The organism is Alteribacter keqinensis, from assembly GCF_003710255.1.
In the GTDB taxonomy this organism is placed as follows: Bacteria; Bacillota; Bacilli; order Bacillales; family Salisediminibacteriaceae; genus Alteribacter; species Alteribacter keqinensis.
On record NZ_RHIB01000002.1, the window covers coordinates 702,939 to 721,768 of the forward strand.

General features: G+C 46.2%; 15 protein-coding genes. 10 read left to right on the top strand and 5 right to left on the bottom strand.

The genetic code is table 11. The features are described from left to right. The first annotated feature begins 14 nt into the window (after positions 1-14). From ilvC to EBO34_RS14800, 7 genes are all read left to right on the top strand, one after another. Positions 15-1,055 (top strand): ketol-acid reductoisomerase, encoded by a 1,041-nt coding sequence (ilvC, locus tag EBO34_RS14765; RefSeq protein WP_122899869.1) that lies wholly within the window; start codon positions 15-17, stop codon positions 1,053-1,055. Then, a complete protein-coding gene (locus EBO34_RS14770; protein ID WP_122899871.1) occupies positions 1,042-2,586 on the top strand; it encodes a 2-isopropylmalate synthase in 1,545 nt (514 codons plus the stop codon). The genes ilvC and EBO34_RS14770 overlap by 14 nt, the downstream gene beginning before the upstream one ends. A 15-nt stretch (positions 2,587-2,601) precedes the next feature. Continuing rightward, positions 2,602-3,708, top strand: a complete 1,107-nt coding sequence (gene leuB / locus EBO34_RS14775) for a 3-isopropylmalate dehydrogenase (RefSeq protein ID WP_122899873.1) — start codon at positions 2,602-2,604, stop codon at positions 3,706-3,708. A 386-nt stretch (positions 3,709-4,094) separates the two neighbouring features. Continuing rightward, positions 4,095-5,516, top strand: a complete 1,422-nt coding sequence (gene leuC, locus EBO34_RS14780) for a 3-isopropylmalate dehydratase large subunit (RefSeq protein WP_122899875.1) — start codon at positions 4,095-4,097, stop codon at positions 5,514-5,516. 14 nt (positions 5,517-5,530) lie between these two features. Continuing rightward, positions 5,531-6,112 (top strand): 3-isopropylmalate dehydratase small subunit, encoded by a 582-nt coding sequence (leuD, locus tag EBO34_RS14785; RefSeq protein ID WP_122899878.1) that lies wholly within the window; start codon positions 5,531-5,533, stop codon positions 6,110-6,112. A gap of 52 nt (positions 6,113-6,164) precedes the next feature. Beyond that, positions 6,165-7,109, top strand: coding sequence for a threonine ammonia-lyase (gene ilvA, locus EBO34_RS14790; protein ID WP_122900147.1), 945 nt, complete (start codon positions 6,165-6,167; stop codon positions 7,107-7,109). A gap of 626 nt (positions 7,110-7,735) precedes the next feature. Next, the gene (locus EBO34_RS14800; RefSeq protein WP_122899882.1) at positions 7,736-8,203 is read left to right on the top strand and encodes a hypothetical protein; all 468 of its coding nucleotides are present in this window, start codon (positions 7,736-7,738) and stop codon (positions 8,201-8,203) included. 147 nt (positions 8,204-8,350) lie between these two features. Here the strand turns inward: EBO34_RS14800 and EBO34_RS14805 are convergent, their stop codons facing one another. Then, the gene (locus tag EBO34_RS14805) at positions 8,351-9,058 is read right to left on the bottom strand and encodes a DsbA family oxidoreductase (RefSeq protein ID WP_122899884.1); all 708 of its coding nucleotides are present in this window, start codon (positions 9,056-9,058) and stop codon (positions 8,351-8,353) included. A gap of 215 nt (positions 9,059-9,273) precedes the next feature. Here EBO34_RS14805 and EBO34_RS14810 point away from each other — a divergent pair, with 215 nt between their 5' ends. Then, the gene (locus EBO34_RS14810; RefSeq protein WP_122899886.1) at positions 9,274-10,380 is read left to right on the top strand and encodes a metallophosphoesterase; all 1,107 of its coding nucleotides are present in this window, start codon (positions 9,274-9,276) and stop codon (positions 10,378-10,380) included. 59 nt (positions 10,381-10,439) lie between these two features. On the opposite strand, the gene EBO34_RS14815 is transcribed toward EBO34_RS14810, so the two are convergent. The 4 genes from EBO34_RS14815 to EBO34_RS14830 all read right to left on the bottom strand — a co-directional run bounded on the left by EBO34_RS14815 (position 10,440) and on the right by EBO34_RS14830 (position 16,391). Further along, positions 10,440-11,099, bottom strand: a complete 660-nt coding sequence (locus EBO34_RS14815) for a phosphatase PAP2 family protein (RefSeq protein ID WP_183163892.1) — start codon at positions 11,097-11,099, stop codon at positions 10,440-10,442. 85 nt (positions 11,100-11,184) lie between these two features. Then, on the bottom strand, positions 11,185-11,862 hold the full coding sequence (locus EBO34_RS14820; RefSeq protein ID WP_122899890.1) for a hypothetical protein: 678 nt from the start codon (positions 11,860-11,862) through the stop codon (positions 11,185-11,187). Positions 11,863-11,989: 127 nt separating this feature from the next. Continuing rightward, positions 11,990-13,633: a thiamine pyrophosphate-binding protein gene (locus EBO34_RS14825; protein ID WP_122899892.1), complete on the bottom strand. Its 1,644-nt coding sequence runs from the start codon at positions 13,631-13,633 to the stop codon at positions 11,990-11,992. Between the two features lie 13 nt (positions 13,634-13,646). Next, the gene (locus EBO34_RS14830) at positions 13,647-16,391 is read right to left on the bottom strand and encodes a bifunctional diguanylate cyclase/phosphodiesterase (protein ID WP_122900150.1); all 2,745 of its coding nucleotides are present in this window, start codon (positions 16,389-16,391) and stop codon (positions 13,647-13,649) included. A gap of 329 nt (positions 16,392-16,720) precedes the next feature. Here EBO34_RS14830 and EBO34_RS14835 point away from each other — a divergent pair, with 329 nt between their 5' ends. Then, positions 16,721-16,960: a flavoprotein gene (locus tag EBO34_RS14835; protein WP_122899894.1), complete on the top strand. Its 240-nt coding sequence runs from the start codon at positions 16,721-16,723 to the stop codon at positions 16,958-16,960. A 418-nt stretch (positions 16,961-17,378) separates the two neighbouring features. Further along, positions 17,379-18,617 (top strand): dicarboxylate/amino acid:cation symporter, encoded by a 1,239-nt coding sequence (locus EBO34_RS14840; protein WP_122899896.1) that lies wholly within the window; start codon positions 17,379-17,381, stop codon positions 18,615-18,617. Positions 18,618-18,830: the final 213 nt, after the last annotated feature.

The window sequence follows — 18,830 nt, forward strand, 5'->3', positions numbered from 1 at the left end:
AAGGATGACCACTCATGGCAAAAGTACTTTATCATAACGACATTCAGGAAGATCTTCTAAAAGGAAAGAAAGTAGCAGTAATCGGATACGGATCACAGGGCCACGCCCACGCACTAAACTTAAAAGAATCCGGATTTGACGTCGTTGTAGGACTAAGAAAAGGAAAGTCATGGGACAAAGCAAAAGAAGACGGCGTTCAGGTGGCAACAGTAGCCGAAGCGACAGCACAGGCGGAGGTTGTAATGGTCCTTCTCCCTGACGAGCACCAGCCGAAAGTTTACGAGGAAAGCATCAAGCCAAACCTGGACGAAGGAAACGCTCTTGTTTTTGCACACGGATTTAACGTTCACTTTAACCAAGTCGTGCCTCCATCCAACGTTGACGTATTTCTTGTTGCACCAAAAGGACCGGGGCACCTCGTACGCCGCACGTACTCAGAAGGAGCCGGGGTACCTGCCCTTTACGGAATCGAGCAGGATTACACAGGTCAGGCAAAAGAACTGGCACTTGCCTACGCTAAAGGAATCGGAGCCGGGCGTGCAGGAGTTCTTGAGACCTCCTTCCAGGAAGAAACAGAAACAGACCTCTTCGGAGAGCAGGCTGTATTATGCGGCGGGCTGACAAGCCTTGTAAAAGCAGGGTTTGAAACGTTAACCGAAGCTGGATACCAGCCGGAAGTCGCTTACTTTGAATGTTTACACGAACTCAAACTTATCGTTGATCTCATGTACGAAGGCGGGCTTGAAGGCATGCGCTACTCCATCTCTGATACAGCTCAGTGGGGAGACTTCGTTTCAGGACCACGCGTTGTAAATGCAGAAACGAAAGAACGAATGAAAGAAGTACTCTCTGATATCCAAAACGGTGAATTTGCGAAAGGCTGGATCCTTGAGAACCAGGTTAACCGTCCGCAGTTCAACGCAGTCAATAAACGGGAAAGCGAACATCAGATTGAAAAAGTCGGCCGCGAGCTTCGTGAATTGATGCCATTTGTCAAAGCGGCACAGCAGCCTAAAAAATCCAAGAAGGAAGTGGTCTCGAATGCCCCACGTTAACGTCTTTGATACCACCTTGCGCGATGGCGAACAGTCTCCGGGAGTCAATATCAACAAGCTCGAGAAGCTTGAAATTGCGAAACATCTGGAACGATTTGGGGTCGACATTATGGAGGCTGGGTTTCCCGCCTCCTCCCAAGGTGATTTTGAAGCGGTAAAAGCGGTAGCCGACACGGTTAAAAATGCTAGTGTAACAGGTCTTGCAAGAGCGAAAAAATCGGATATCGATACAGCGTGGGAAGCACTAAAAGGGGCAAGTGAGCCAAGGCTGCACATTTTCCTTGCGACCTCCCCTATCCACATGACCTACAAACTCAAGAAAACACCGGAGGAAGTAGCACAGCAGGCCGTTGAAATGGTCAAATACGCCAGAGAAAAGTTCCCTCACGTAGAATGGTCCGCAGAGGATGCTACCCGCTCCGACATGGACTTTCTCGTCAACATTATTGAAAGAGTGATTGATGCCGGAGCTACCGTCATTAACCTTCCAGATACTGTGGGCTACGCGACGCCGCAGGAATACGGCCGGTTGTTCAAGACGGTCCGGGAGCGGGTGCCAAACATCGCTCGTGTCCAGCTCTCCGCACACTGTCATAACGACCTGGGGATGGCTGTAGCCAACACGATTGCTGCAGTGGAAAATGGCGCAACTCAGGTGGAAGGCACAATCAACGGCATCGGTGAACGGGCCGGCAACGCCGCACTGGAAGAACTGGCGGTAGCATTAAACATTAGAAAAGATCAATACCCTTATACAACAAACCTTGTTTTAAAAGAAATCAAGCGAACGAGCGATGTTGTTTCCAAACTTACTGGCATGGTCGTTCCAGGCAATAAGGCAGTTGTCGGCCGCAATGCCTTTGCTCACGAATCAGGCATTCACCAGGACGGGGTATTGAAAAATGCTTCTACCTATGAAATTATCACCCCTGCTCTTGTAGGTGTGGAGTCTAACAATCTCGTCCTCGGGAAACACTCCGGACGCCGTGCTTTTAAAGATAAAGTCGAGCAGCTCGGTTACGAACTGTCAGATGAGAAACTCAATGAAGCTTTTAAAACATTCAAGTCACTTACTGATCGGAAAAAGGAAGTCACAGCCGAGGATCTCGCAACGATTCTTACAGACATTCAGACAGCCGTGACGAATGTGAAGAAATACGAACTTCACGCTTTCCAGGTTCAGTACGGTTCTTCTAACCTGCCAACGGCAACCGTTGCTCTTCACACTCCGGAAGGTGAGCATGTTGAAACGGCCCGAACCGGTCAGGGAAGTGTTGAGTCCCTTTACAATACACTCGAGGCATTAATGGAAGAAAAAATTAACCTTACGGATTTTCAGCTCAACTCTGTTGGCAAAGGCCGGGATGCACTGGCTGATGTGTACGTGAAAATGTATGTTAACGGAGAAGATGTGAGCGGCCGCGGTACCGCCCAGGATGTTCTTGAAGCTTCAGCCAGAGCATTTCTGAACGCTGTTAACCGTTATCTGTTTAACAAATCACACGAGCCAAAAAAGGCAGCTCAACTATAAAAGGAGGAAACTGCAATGACAAAAAACATCGTACTTTTACCCGGTGACGGGATCGGGCAGGAAGTCATTCAAGCGGCAAAAGCTGTCCTGGATACTGTCAGTGAAGAATATGGTCATTCGTTTTCCTATCAGACTGAATCGATTGGAGGCAGTGCCGTGGATGAACATGGCACTCCCCTCCCCGATCAGACTGTTGAAGCGTGCAAAAAAGCCGATGCTGTCCTTTTAGGCGCTGTTGGAGGTCCGAAATGGGATACGTATCCCTCCCACCTCCGTCCCGAAAAAGGCCTTCTCGGTATCCGGAAAGCACTTGGTCTTTTTGCCAACCTGCGGCCGGTTAAAGGGTTTGAAAAGCTCCTCCACGCTTCTCCATTAAAAGAAGAAGTCGTAAAAGACAGCGACCTGCTAATCGTTAGGGAATTGACCGGAGGCCTTTACTTCGGCACCCCGAGTGAAAGGCAGAATAACGGTCAATCCGTTGTAGATACGCTGTCCTATACCCGTCATGAAATTGAACGTATCGTTGATAAGGCGTTTGAAAGTGCACAGCTCCGCCGTAATCGGCTCACATCGGTTGATAAAGCAAACGTTCTTGAATCGAGTAAGCTGTGGCGTGAAGTGGTAGAAGAGAAAAAAGCCCAGTACCCGGATGTTGAGGTAGAACACCTTCTCGTTGATGCCGCAGCCATGAAGCTGATCACGAACCCTTCCCAGTTTGACGTTATCGTAACGGAAAACATGTTCGGGGACATTTTAAGTGATGAGGCCTCGGTTCTTACAGGATCTCTTGGAATGCTCCCTTCGGCAAGCGTCCGCGAAGACGGTGTAGGGCTTTATGAACCGGTGCACGGGTCAGCCCCTGATATTGCCGGTCAAGGGATTGCAAATCCCCTGGCAATGATTTTATCCACTGCTCTCATGCTCCGCCATTCATTCGGCCTCGATCATGAGGCACAGATTATTGAAAATGCCGTTAAAGAAGCTCTTGACCGCGGCTATCATACAGCTGACCTTCAAGTACATGGCGGTCAGAAGCTCAGAACAAAAGAAATGACCGAAAAAGTAGTCGAATATATCAAATCAGAAAGCACATCTAATTGCATCATGAGTTGCTACGCATAAGGAATTTTGGAGGGACCGGGTGTCACCCCCTCCCCCCTTCCCTTCTCATAACTAAAGGCTGTTTTCGAAGTTATAGGTCATTTTATTAAAAAAGGAAGAAGCCGAAGCATCCGAGACTCTTTCTCTTTCAGGTTTAGGCCTCAGAATGAGACCTCGAAGCAGGAAGGTAAACGTCCACTTGTTTAAAAAAGCGTTGATTGGAGCGATTGCGCGACACTCCTGCGGGAAAAGCGAGTTCCGGGGAGACCCCGAAGACGCAAATCCAAAGCGTCGAGGATCGAGCCGCCCGCGGAAAGGGAGCGCAAAGGAGCGGAAATCAACAACTGGCTGAAAAATATACACGAAAACACCTTTACGCAAAAGTCAAAAATCAAGGAGTTGATACAATGACCAGACCAAAAACCATTGTCGAGAAAATCTGGGAACAGCACCAGGTTCATCAGGAAGAAGGAAAGCCTGACCTTCTCTACATCGACCTTCACCTCATCCATGAAGTCACTTCTCCACAGGCGTTTGAGGGCCTCAGGATGAAAGGACGCACCGTACGCCGTCCCGACCGGACCTACGCTACGATGGACCATAACGTCCCTACCATTAATCAGCTCGTAGTGAATGATCCTGTTTCAAAAAAGCAAATGGAAACATTGAAGCACAATTGTGACGAGTTTGGTATCCGGCTTGCGGACATTACCCACCCTGACCAAGGGATCGTTCACGTAATCGGACCTGAGCTTGGCCTTACACAGCCTGGCATGACCATTGTGTGCGGTGACAGCCATACATCTACCCACGGAGCCTTTGGTGCCCTCGCATTCGGTATCGGTACCAGTGAAGTCGAGCACGTCCTGGCTACACAAACACTCTGGCAGGCCCCTCCAAAGACGCTGAACGTTAAAGTAAACGGAAAGCTTGGCACAGGGGTAACTGCAAAAGATCTTATCCTTGCCATTATCGGAAAATACGGTGTTCGTTTTGGCACCGGTTATGTGATTGAATACACAGGTGAAGCGATCCGGAACCTTACGATGGAAGAACGGATGACCGTCTGTAACATGAGTATTGAAGCAGGCGCCCGTGCCGGTTTAATCACTCCTGACGAAACGACATTTGAGTATTTGAAAGGCCGCCGTCATGTACCAAAGGATGAGGCTTTTGACGAAGCTGTAGAGAATTGGAAGACTCTTGCTACAGACGATGGAGCCAAGTACGATGCTACTGTAGAAATCGACGCAGAAAAAGTTGAGCCTCAGGTGACCTGGGGTACAAACCCCGGCATGTGTATACCGGTCAGTGCCAATGTTCCTGACCCTGAAGCTTGTGAAAAAAGCGGAGAAAAAGATGAGATCAGCCGTGCTCTTACGTACATGGGTCTTGAAGCAAATGAACCGATATCCTCTGTTACGGTGGACCACGTGTTTATCGGATCGTGTACAAACTCCAGGCTTGGTGACTTACGTAAAGCTGCCGGGGTCGTTAGAGGGAAAAAAGTGAAGCCATCTGTTACAGCACTTGTCGTACCTGGTTCAAAAAGCGTGAAAGCCGCAGCTGAAAAAGAAGGGCTCGACGTCATTTTTAAACAAGCAGGTTTTGAATGGCGGGAAGCAGGATGCAGTATGTGTCTCGCGATGAACGATGATGTCATCCCTCCTGGCGAGCGATGTGCCTCTACATCAAACCGAAACTTCGAGGGCAGACAGGGAAATGGGGCAAGAACCCACCTTGTAAGTCCGGAGATGGCCGCTGCTGCTGCCATTGAGGGACGCTTTGTAGATGTACGAACACTTACGAGCGAGCCCGTATCATCTTAAGGAGGTAACACACAATGGAACCGATTCGTATACACACAGGCGTTGTGACCCCTCTAAACCGGGCCAACGTAGATACAGACCAGATTATTCCAAAACAGTTTTTAAAACGAATTGAGCGTCAGGGCTTCGGCCAGTTTCTTTTTTATCACTGGCGTTTTGACGATGATGGTAATCCCCGGCCGGATTTTATATTAAATAACCCAAAGTATGATGGTTCAAGTATTTTGGCGGCCGGTGAAAATTTTGGCTGCGGCTCTTCCCGTGAGCATGCACCATGGGCGCTTGAGGACTATGGTTTTAAAGTAGTCATTGCCTCAAGCTTTGCCGATATCTTTTACAACAACTGTGTAAAGAACGGCATCTTACCGGTTCAGCTCACGGAAGACGAAGTCCAGGAGGTGTTAAAGAAAGCTGAAAATCATACGTGTTCCATTACTGTAGACCTTGGGAAGCAGATCGTTCGTGATGACGACGGCTTTGAAGCAGGCTTCTCCATCCCCGGCTATCATAAAGAAATGCTGTTAAATGGCTGGGACGATATCTCGATTACGTTAACACTTGAAGAAAAAATCACACAATTTGAACAAGGAGCGTGAAGACGTTGGGAATTGCTTAACAGGACAAAAGGTGATTGAGGCGCACAAGTACGTGAAAGAGAATGTACACCGTACGCCACTCACCACATCCAATACCATGAATAAAATGACCGGAAAAAGCGTGTACCTGAAGATGGAAAACCAGCAGAAAACAGGCGCATTTAAATTACGGGGAGCATGCTATAAACTCTCCCGTCTCACTGATGCAGAGTGCAGAAGAGGTGTGATTGCCGCGTCAGCAGGAAATCATGCCCAGGGCGTTGCTCTTGCCGCTGCGAAAAGAGGCGTTCAGGCAACGATCTTTATGCCGGAGAAAACCCCTAATGCCAAAGTTCTTGCTACACAAAATTACGGAGCAAAGACTGTTCTGACTGGTGAATCGTTTCAGGAAGCTTACGAAGCTGCTTGTAAAGAGCAGGCACGAACGAAAGCAACATTCGTTCACCCCTTTGATGATGCCGATGTTATGGCCGGCCAGGGAACGATTGCTCTTGAGATGCTGGAAGACCAGCCGCATCTTGATACCATCATCGTCCCGATCGGCGGCGGCGGTCTTATCTCTGGAATTGCGGTTGCTGCCAAACACATCAAGCCTGATATTCGTATTGTAGGTGTTCAGGCACGGGCCGCAAGCGCTGCCTACAATCAGTTTCACAAGCAGGGACCAAAAGTTTTAACGACGGTTTCAACGATTGCTGAAGGAATCGCTGTTAAAAAAACGGGTGCTAATACGCTCCCGGTCATTCATGAGTATGTGGATGATATCGTCACTGTGTCAGAAAACGATCTTGCAACTGCCATGATGTATATGCTTGAGAGAAAGAAAACCCTCGTAGAGGGAGCGGGAGCTGCAGCAATTGCTGCCCTTCTCGTTCACGGGGCGAAACTTTCATCCCAACATTGTGGTGTCGTCGTGAGCGGCGGCAATGTGGATCTTGCAAAATTACCAGCTATACAAGCATTGGCGAGGGACAATTTTTTGTCCTGTCTCGCCTGATGCCCGCTCAACTCAATCCGTCACTGTAAAAGTGGCGGATTTTTTTTGCCGTAAAAACCGGATATTTATTTAAATGATTCTTTCGCAGGGACATCTTCCACTCACTGTTTTTGCATAGTTCACTTCAATCATTGTACAGAAAATGAAGATGAAGCCTATGTGCCCTTCGCTTTCCGTGGCGGTGCCGGCAAGCCTGGAGAAATCACCATGCTTCTTCCTCTTCCGGTTACGCTTCGCAGCTATCTGCGTCGAAGCAACTCGAAGCTCATTCGAGATGTAAATGCTCGTCACTGCCGCAGGAGTCTCAGGCACTTCGGCTTCATTACCTTTATCAGTAAAAGCAGCAATCTTTACGAAAACAGACACCCATGCTAATTATTCACAACATGGTGTATGAAAATAGGCATGCGGTCTTTTTGGTAAGGTTATCCTTATCCTCTGGTTATCAACGAAGCTTAGAACATCGATAAGAGGTTTAGAATGCCCCAAAATTGTCTTTTCAGGGTATCCAAAGTAAAGAGCATGCAGGAAGTTTCTCTACTACTGCAGCACTCATTTTTGAAGCAGGAATTTCCATGGTTTTATGGAATCTGTATAAAAACTACTGAAATTCCGGAGGTATTTATATGAAAGACCAGACGCTGTCCGTCCACGACTGGCATAAAAAGCAAGCCGTACACAACTTTAATGCCACTTGGGACCTGATTGAAAAGAACGAGCGGACAACGGCAGATGATTTACTGATGATCCATACCGCACACGCTTCCCGTTTTCACTGGGGTGAGATTGGAACTCCTGTTGAGTTTGCCCGGGGAGAATGGCAGATTTCAAGGGTTTACGCTCTGACAGGGATGGCAGAAAGTGCCGTCTATCACGCTAAGCACTGTCTTGAGATCTGTACAGACAATCAGATTGGAGGTTTTGATCTGGCCTTTGCCTATGAAGCGCTGGCACGGGCATATTATGCTTGCAATAATCGCAGGAAATGTAACTATTACTTTGAAAAAGCAAAGGAAGCGGCAGATCACATCGAAAAAATGGAGGACCGGGACTATTTCCTTTTAGAGCTCGATTCAGTCAACAGCCAGGACTAAAAATAGTGGTGCGGCGGACCAGCTCCTGCCGTGTCACTTTTTTTGCTTTTTATGCGATTACCACTCCACCCCCTCCCTCTTTACTCTTTTCATTTTTTTCGACTCATTCAAAAAAAGCTGCCTGCTTAAAAACAGACAGCTTCAGGTTCATATATTGCAGGAACCGTCATCACAGTTGGTATTATTTTTCTGATTCAGCACCGTAAGAGGCTTTTGTTCCTGCTCTTCTTTCCACACCTTCTCCATGACTTCAAGAAAAGCATCTGCATGCTGCGCACCGGATACGGCGTACTTCCCGTTAAAAACAAAGAACGGGACTCCCTGTACACCAAGTTTCGCCCCTTCTTCCTGGTCAGAGCGCACCTCGCCGGCATACGCATCTCCTTTGAGTATGCGGGACGCTTCTTGTTTATCCAGACCTGCGTCTTCAGCCAGACTCTCAAGGGTTTCGTGATCGCCGATGTTCTTTCCCTCAGTGAAAAAGGCGTGCATAATCTTCTCCATCAGGGCGTCCACTTTCCCTTCCTGTTTCGCATAGTGGCTGAGGCGGTGGGCATCTGCGGTGTTGGTCGGAACCATAGCGTCGAAGTCGTAGTCCAGACCCACCTCTTTTGCCTGAGCAGCTACGTTATTCGTTGTCTGACGTGCTTGTTCAAGACTCATCTGGTATTTTGCTGATAAAATGTCGTGCATTGTTTTACCTGAATTTTTCTCGGCATTCGGATCGAGCTGGAAGCTCTTGAATGCCAGAGTAACGTCTTGTTTATGTTCAAAGCGGTCAAGAGCCTGCTCAAACCGACGCTTGCCGATATAGCAGAACGGGCAGACAATGTCCGACCATACATCAACGTTCATGATAATTCCTCCAATCCATTTGTATAGCAGTATTATCTCCCATGGTCAGCTGAACCTCAACTGAATTGAATTTAAGAAACGGAGAGACTGCCCCTCCCTCTTTTTCCTTATATGTTATATTCCGATTAACCAAGGACGTTTTTAAGACGTTAAAATAGCAGATCAGGTTCAATGGTGATACGATTATCTAGCCGGAGAACAAAGGATGAATGCCGATGAATGGAAAAGCCATTTTGAATTTTGGAATCTTCTTACTTATCTATAATGTACTTACATTTTATATTGGCTGGAACGGCTGGATATGGCTGAACACAGCATTCGGCTTTGAACACGTATGGCTTTACACAGCTGCAACAGCTCTGCTCGCCTATGCGTACCTCATCGGCCGGGTGAACCTTACGTTTTTTAAAGTGGTGGGGGCTTACTGGGTTGGATTGTTTCAGTACGGACTGCTTTTATTTCCTTTTGCGAATCTTGTTGTCATCGCCCTTCTTATTGGAGGGGTGGACGAGGATGCAGCTGTTTTATATACAGGGCTGGTTACCTTGACCGCCTTAGCTGGCATCTTTCTGACAGGGACATTTAATGCCTACAGCCCTGTAAAACAGACGTATTCCGTCTCTTTACCGAAACGTACCGGCTCTCTTACATCACTGAAGGTTGGTATGGCTTCAGATATGCATTTTGGCACCCTGTCAGGTAAGACCCATTTACGCAGGCTTATAAATGAACTCAACAAGATGGAGGCAGATGTGATTGTCCTGCCTGGAGACATTATTGATGACTCCCCGGATGTGTTTCAGAAAAAGAACATGGGACCTTTGATGAAAGAGCTGAAAGCCACCTATGGTGTTTACGGGATTCTTGGCAATCATGAGTATTACGGGCGTAAAGTTAATGAGATTTTAAATGAACTCGGCCGGTCTGGTGTGACGATGCTGACCGATGAAGTTACTGAGGTTGCCGGCAGTTTTTACCTTATTGGCCGGCGGGATAGGACGGAAAAAAACCGGAAGCCTGTAGAAGAGCTGATCGGGGGATTGGATTTGTCCAAGCCGGTGATTCTTCTGGATCATCAGCCGTTTGAGCTGGAACGTGCTGAAAAAGCCGGAGCAGACCTCATGCTTTCCGGCCACACCCACCGGGGACAGATGTATCCGAACAACTGGATCACCCGCCGGATGTACGAGGTGGACTGGGGTTATCTGAAAAAAGATACACTTCACACGATTGTCTCAAGCGGGTTCGGCTTCTGGGGACCCCCTCTCCGCCTTGGAAGCCGCTCAGAGGTTGTGGAGATTGTAGTCACGTTTAAGGATTAAAACGAGCATACGGCTTCCGAAGCTGTCTGAAAGGTTCCAACACCTTTTGGACAGCTTTTTCATACACCTGCCGTACTTCCTTTCGTTATTCGTTTCCAAACAAAGACCGAGATCATAATCCAAAGAGCGCCGGCTAAAAAACCGGCAATAATGTCTGTAAAGTAATGAACACCTAAATATATTCGTGAAAGTCCGATAAGAAGGATTAACGTCACTGCAACAGAAATGACCGTTGCTTTTGCTCCTTTCTCCTGTAAATGAATGACGACAAAGTAAGCAAGGAGTCCATATGTAATGGTTGCTCCCATCGCATGCCCACTGGGAAAGCTGAACCCCTGTTCAATGACAAGAGGATTAAAATCCGGTCTGTCTCTTTGAAACAACCATTTTAATAAAGCATTTAATCCTCCGCCAAGAGCGACTGCCCCCGCATAAAAAAGAGCCGTTATCCAACGCTTGTAATACAAAAATACAACAGCCCCCAATGCAACAACGCCCGTTAATGCAGGAATACCGCCTAAAAAGGTAACAGCTAAAACGACTGTCGTGAACGTTTCATTGTGAAGACTCTGCACCATACTTATAATTAAATAATCGAGCCCTCTGAAATATTCTGCTGTTCCAGACCTGACAGGGCCGCTAAACAGCAGGATAAAGGGTATAAGAAGGGTAATGGAAATAAGTAATCGTTTCTGGTTTCCGATACGGATATCGCCCATCTTCTGCACCTCCTCTTCTTTTTTTACCCCAAAAAGGTAAAAAAGAACCGAACCCACAGGCCCGGTTCCTTCAAGAGGTCTCTTTTTATTCCCAGTTCCCCATCTCAATTTCATCGGAAGTAATCATTATTTCAAACGTTATGACTTTTTCCTGATCCTTGGCCCATTCCAAAAAGCGGTCGCGGTTTGGCAGGTGTGAGTACAAGGACATGTTCCCTTCCACCACACCGTAACCGTATATAACCGGTTCTCCTTCATTCACAGGTGCGGAGTAATTTGAATTCCACACCTGAAAGCTGCCTTCCTCTCTCAGGTCAAGTGAACTTTTCAGGGAATACGTTCCCGTCTCGTGTTTCCCATGCATGACGGTACTCCAGAGTAAACCTTCATCCTCTCCTTCCACCTTCAGTCCTCCTGCAGCAAGGCTGAGTTCGTTCGATTCAAAAGGAAAATGCTCATCAAAACTCCAGGACGCAATCAAATGATGAGCCACTCTTTCTCCGTATTCATAGATATTGACAGCTGAATAAATGTAGCCGACTTCTTCAGGAGACGTTATGTTCACACGTGCAGTAAACGTTGTATCAAAAGCCAGGTCAAACATGACTTCGTCTGTTTCCCCATACTCTGTCAGATAGCCGATGTCCCCTGCTTCATGACCAAATGCATCCTGTCCGTGAGAACCTAGAAGGAACGAAAAGAGCACGCCTCCTCCGATACATAAAACAAAAACCAACGCAGCTAACAGTTTTACGTTTTTCACAATAGGTCCCCTCTTCATTTAAATTTGCTCTACTGCCAATTATAAGGGGAAAATCCTCTTTTATGAAATAATTAGAATTTTATTGTTAAAAGCCTCCATGCTGTATCCTAACGGCAACTCAACAAACTTATTTACCGAACGACGAAAGAAACTTCACCCTGTCGCCCATCGGGGGGACCGCGTTGTCAACCAGATCGATCTCCACTATTGATGGACCGTTACCGGTCATCAGCTTTTGGAGATCAGCGTTCACTAACTCTTCCATCGTCCTTATTCTGATGCCTGGTACACCCATCGCCTTTGCCATAGCAGAAATATCAACGGGGATTTGTTCAAAGGCCTTGTGAGAACGTTTGTATTGTAAAGTATGACCGTGATAGACCATCCCAAGGCGTGCGTTGTTCATGACCACAAACAAAATAGGAAGCTTGTATTCCTTCGCAGTCAGTACTTCCATGCCGTGCATGAAGAAACAGCCATCCCCGGTAATGTTCACCACAGGGCGGTCCGGTTCAGCAAGAGCGGATCCGATCGCCGAGCCGATTCCGCTTCCCATCGCTCCAAAATGGACGTTGATATCAAATGTCGCTGGTTCTTTCACACCCATATCGTGGATCACATAGGCCATGAACTCCCCAATATCGATGGTGTAGCGGGTGGTCGAAGGTACCTTCTCCTGCAAAGCAAGCATGACATTACGTGTCGTATATTCATCTGTTCCATAAAGATTAAACTCATTGTTTACACAAGCGGTCTCTTTTCTTTCCAGGCCCAATGCCTTCAATTCATTAATTAAAAACAACAGACTCAGGTCAAGATCCCCGAGGACCGGAATATTTACATTGTATTTTCGGTTAAACACCGTTTCGTCAAAGTCCATCTGGATTGTAAATCGTCCTTCCGTTAAGTTTGGGTTCCAATTATTCGTTGCTGTTTCACCCAAACTTGAACCAAGCACGAGCAATCCCTCTTCTTCACCACTCCTATGAATCAAGGAAGACACGTTTTCGTGACCGGCAAAGCCAAAAACACCAGCTGCTAAAGGATGATCGCTTCGAATAAACCCTTTTGCCTGAGGGGAAGTGACGATCGGCCAGCCGAGAAGCTCGGCCACTTGTATGACTTGTTCGCTCACATGACGAATTCCCTGTCCCGCAAAAACAATACCTTTTTCACGCATACTCAGCTCTTTTGCCACTTGAGCAATCGTTTCTGCCTGAGGGACGACCGGCATTCGTCCGGCTGGGAATTCAGGAAGCTTCATCTCCTCAATATCACCCAGCTGCACGTCAATGGGCATCGCCACATGAACGGGACCCGGGACTCCCGAGAGGGCGATGTCTGTTGCTTTTGCTACTTCTGTAAGTAAGTCTTCCGCCCTTGTCACTGTCACACTGTATTTGGTCACAGGTTCAAACACAGGATGCGCATCGAGCTCTTGAGAAGCATTTAACCCCATCGTCCTTACAGGTACAGCTCCTGTTAAAAACAGCACGGGCAGATGTTCGCGCATGGCATTGGCTGCTCCGGTTACCATGTTCGTGGCACCCGGACCGCTGCAGCTGATGCACACGCCAAGCTCCTGTTTATATTTGGCATAAGCGCAAGCCATGTACCCCGCTGCCCCTTCATGCTTTGTCACAACAGGAATGAGCTCCGGCATATCATACAGTTCATTAAAGAAAGCATTTACAGAACCTGCGGGAATTCCAAATATATATTCCACTCCGCCGGATTTCAAATAATCCAGTACACCCCTTACAGCTTTCATTCTATTTCCTCCTCTAGTTGACTGCTTCACAATTGGTAATGTATTTTTCCTCAAATAACAGAGCCCCAAGAGGGCGGCTGAAGTAGAAACCCTGCATGAGGTAACAGCCTCTCGAACTTAAAAATAAAGCTTGTTCCTTTGTTTCCACCCCTTCTGCAATGACATCCATGTTTAAATTCTGTGCCAGAGTAATGATCGTACTTGCGATCGGAGCTTCGTCTTCACTGCTTTTAATATCCTGGACAAAGGTTTTATCGATTTTTAACGTCTGAATTGGAAACCTTCTTAAGTAGGATAAAGAGGAGTAGCCCGTGCCAAAATCATCAATGGAAACATCGATTCCGTAGTTTTTAAACAGTTCCAGCCTATTTAAGGTGGATTCTGTATGTTTAATAATTTGATTTTCTGTAATTTCAAGTTTCAGGCATGATGGATCGAGTCCGGTTTCTTCAATAATGTCTTTCACTTTAGAGAACAAGTCCGCCTGTTCAAACTCACGCACGGTCAGGTTTACTGAGACGCCCATCTGCCTGCTTCCTTGCAGCTGCCAGGATTTCAACTGTCTGCACGCCGTTTTTATTACCCATTCACCGATGGGTACGATGAGTCCTGTTTCTTCAGCGATGGGAATAAAGTCAGCCGGGGAAATAAGCCCCTTTTCGGAATGATGCCAGCGAAGAAGCGCTTCAGCACCAATCACTTCTCCTGTTTTATAATTCACCTGGGGCTGATAATAAACTTCAAGTTCTTCCTGATCCAGTGCCTTATAGAGGGCGTTTTCGAGCTCCATTTGCTGTACAGCCGGTGTATCGTTTTTTTCCTGATAAAAATGATAGTTGTTTCCGGATAATTCTTTTGCCTTGTACATGGCTGCATCAGCATTTTTAATGAGCTCTTCTGTTGTTTCTCCATGTTCGGGATATAAACTGATTCCAATGCTCTTTTTTACATTCACTTCATGGCCTTCAATAATAATCGGCTTTGAGAAAGCGAGATTCATTCGGTCAACAACACTTACAAGTTCTCCTTTTGACTGGACATTTTGAATCACGACCGTAAACTCATCTCCCCCCTGTCTTGAAACGGTGGCTCCTGAAGGTACTGAACTGCAGAGCCGTTCAGCCACTTCCTTTAACAGGGCATCTCCAAAACTATGTCCGTACGTATCATTGACCACCTTAAAACGGTCGAGATCGAGAAAAAGGACAGCCAGTTGTTCCTCGTGAAGCTTGGAGTACGTAATACTCTGGGTAAGCCTGTCGTGAAGCAGCAGCCGATTAGGCAAATCTGTCAAACTGTCATAATAAGCATGATATTTAATTTCTTCTTCAAGCTCTTTTCTTCTTGTAATGTCTTTGAACGTAACGACATCACCGATAATGTCCCCTTCCTTTATTATAGAAGAGATGACGTATTCTACCGGAAAAGAGCTGTTGTCCTTCCGAAAAAACGTTTCTACTGAATCGTGGTCATGCCGTTCAGAATTGAGTTTTCCCCTTTCATCTGCAGTGCTTCCTTTTCTCTTGAATATAACTGTATATGGTCTGCCGACGAGTTCCTCTGCTGATTCATAGCCAAGCATGTCTGTACTCGCCGGGTTGCAAAACGTAATATTGCCATTGCGGTCAAGTCCGAAGATTCCTTCTCCGGCAGAGTTTAAAATCAGTTCTTTTTCCCGGCTTAAATGCTGCAATTCTTCTACAGCATTGTTCAGCTCTTCGTTCTTTCTGCTTATTTCCGCCGTTCTTTCCTGAATAATCAGTTCTTGTCTTTCCATGAACAGCAAATTGGATAATGTACCGGCCGTGATATCAACAACCGATTGTGCCAGCTTCTGCTGGGTCTCTGTATAGGTGTAACCCGCTTCTTTTAGATTCACCACTGGAATAAGACCGAGGACTTTACCGGTAGTCACGACGGGGAGGACAAACATCCCTTTAATCCCAAACTGTCGGCATACATCGTGGTTTGGACGAGGGTCCGCCATCACATCCGGGATAAGGAGGGCTTTTTTCGTTCGGATCACTTCCCCAAGTGCCTTGTCTTTGTAAATATCGATATTTGCCTTCTTATGTGTCTTCTTCCAAGCTTCTTCTGTCCAGTCACTGTCTTTGCTCAAGCTTTGTGGTTTGATCTTTTTCTCAGCCATTGGATCCAGCATATGAAGGCCGATATTTGTATTATTCAGGACGAGGGCAAGGTAGTGAAAACAGATATCCAACGCTTCCTGCATTTCCGAACACATGGAAAGCTCACTGGTCACATCCAAAAGGAGCTGCTTTTGCTTTATCAGTTCCTCCTTGCGGGACAGGTTTTCTGCATTTTGAATCGCTACAGCAGCCATGTTCACATAGGCTTCTACCGTTTGGATTTCATTCTCTGTTAAATTCATCGGGATTCCATAGTCAAACAAAAAGACGAGGCCGAACAATTTCCCTTCGTAAGAGATCGGCAAAACGAGTAATGATTTAATTTTGAATGCATGTACCGCACGCTGATCCGGGCGTGTATCCTGTGACGTGTCAGGAATATAAATTGCCCTTTGCGTTTCTATCACTTCTTTTGCCAGCAAATCATGTTCGGTTTCAATGACGTGCTGATCCAGGGTCATGCCCGCTATCGTCTCCGGTTTGCCCACAAACCCTCTGAAAGAACCATCTTCCTGTGGCAAATAAATACCTACCGAATCACACTGGACAATTTCTTCAGATATAGCCGTAGTTACCTGTTGGAGAACCTCACGTAATTCAAGTTTCATATTAATGAGTTTTGTAATTTGAGCCAGACGGGAATACCTTGATTGCTCTTCCACGACGATCACCTCGCTTTTTAGATTGTTCCTTTTTCCAAGATCCCTGCTGTTGTTTATTTTTATTCGACATAATGTGAGAAAATCCTGTCTTTAAGCCAGGGGATAGGTGAGGTATAATAAATGGAAAATATTTTATTAAATGTTATTTATAGATTAGTAATATCCTTCATTTGCTTATCTTTTTTATCGGTACGAAGCAGGTAGATGTTAAATGAGCAACTTTGTTTCTCAATAAAAACTCCCCGATTAAGGGACAAACAGGAGGCGCATAAGATATGGAAGAATCTTTAAAAAGCAGTATTGAAAGGTTTGTCAGTGCGTGGCAGCAATCATCTTTAGAAGAGTTGTCTCATTTTATCTCCTCTGAATATCAGGGCAGAGAAATGATGGGCGGGAAGTTGGTTGACTTTGAATATAGAGAATGTTTGGAAGGTTGGCGGCAGGGATTTCAATTTGTTAGGGAAAATGATGCCATATGGGATGTTCGTGTGCTTCACTCCGTTCAGATTCGCTAGGATGAGGCTATCGTTACACTAACAGCTTCACTCATAATTGATGAAGAGTATTTTAAAGGGGGCTAATTTGTTTTATGAAACATTTAAACAAGATTCAAGTGACGGAGAATGGAAGATTGCGAGGAGTTACATAGAGGCTGGCGTCCCGGTAAAATACGTCCTCAGTGCAGGAAAATCGCTGCCAATATAAAATTAAATAGGTCTCACAAGCAATGAAGAGTGTTCCATATAATGGGCTCTTCTTTTTTTGTGTTTAAGGTTTCTTTCTTATGAAAAAAGGGGATTTTCACCTTAATGGTTTCAAAAATACATACTTTTTTATAAAAAACGAAATTCTCGCGTGGGAAGTGTGGTGTTGTTTAGTTTTATAATAAAAGAAATCTTGTCTAAAAATCTAGTATTTGTAGGAGGAAAAATTATGAAGTTAACCAGGAATATCATCATAGCTTTAATTCTGGGATTATTCACTGGAATAGGGTTTAATTTATTCGCTCCTGAATTGTTTCAATATGCAGATAATTATGCCTTTACACCACTAGGTACACTGTTTATTAATTCGATTACAATGCTTGTTGTGCCACTCGTACTCTTTTCAATTATTTTAGGTACAGCGAGTGTGAGCGATCCGAAAAAACTCGGCCGGATCGGTGGTAAGACTGTCGGATTTTACTTAATAACGACTGCTCTCGCACTCGGTATTGGGCTGTCAATGGCTTTTCTTATTCAGCCGGGGGCCGGCGGCGGTTTCGAGACAGAAACAGCCGACTACGAGGCAGAAGAAGCGCCGCCTATTATGGACACGCTTCTTAATATCATTCCGGAAAATCCGGTCCAGGCAATGGCTGACGGAGAAATGCTTCAAATCATCGCCTTTGCCGTGCTCATAGGCTTTGCCCTTGCAAGACTCGGTGACAAAACAGCCGGTGTATTAAAGCTCATAGAACAAGGAAACGAGATCATGATGTTTCTCGTAAAAATCGTCATGTATCTTGCGCCGGTCGGTGCATTCGCCCTGATCGCCTCTGCGATTGGAGAACTGGGTATGTCCGCCCTTCAGGCGATGCTTTTGTATATGGCTGCTGTTATTCTGGCCCTTCTCCTTCATGCGGTGATCACCTACGGATCTGTTATAGCGTTTATTGCAAAGCGGAGCCCGATTGAGTTTGTACGAAAGTTCTTCCCTGCCATGATTGTGGCGTTCAGTACGTCAAGCAGCAGTGCTGTGCTTCCTGTTTCCATGCGTGTGGCACAGGATGATTTACGGGTTTCCAAACCTGTGAGCAGCTTTGTACAGCCACTTGGTTCAACAATTAACATGGATGGAACAGCGATTATGCAGGCAGTGGCAACAGTCTTTATTGCTCAAGTATACGCTCAAAGTCTTTCTTTTGGTGATTTGCTGACTGTTATCCTGACTGCTACCCTTGCAAGTATCGGTACGGCTGGTGTGCCTGGAGTCGGAATGATCATGCTTGCTATGGTCCTTACATCCGTTGGACTTCCTGTCGAAGGAATTGCCCTTGTTCTCGGTGTAGACCGTATTCTAGATATGCTACGTACAGCGGTTAACATTACCGGAGACGCTACATGTGCCGTCATGGTGTCAGAATCAGAGGAAAAACGTGAGGATGACGGAGAAGGAGCGAAAGCGTCATAGAGAGTCGACCGCTATAACGAAGCCATGGATCTGAGATCCATGGCTTTTTTCTCGCTTTATTGTTTCGGCCTACTCCCAGCTTGCTTGTTCCGAAGAGATGAAAAATTCAAAGGTTAATAGCTTCTCTTTCTCAATCGCCCACTTCATAAACCCTTCATAGTTATCGTAGCTAGTTTCAACCGATCTGTAGAATAAAAGAGGATTTCGGTAGAA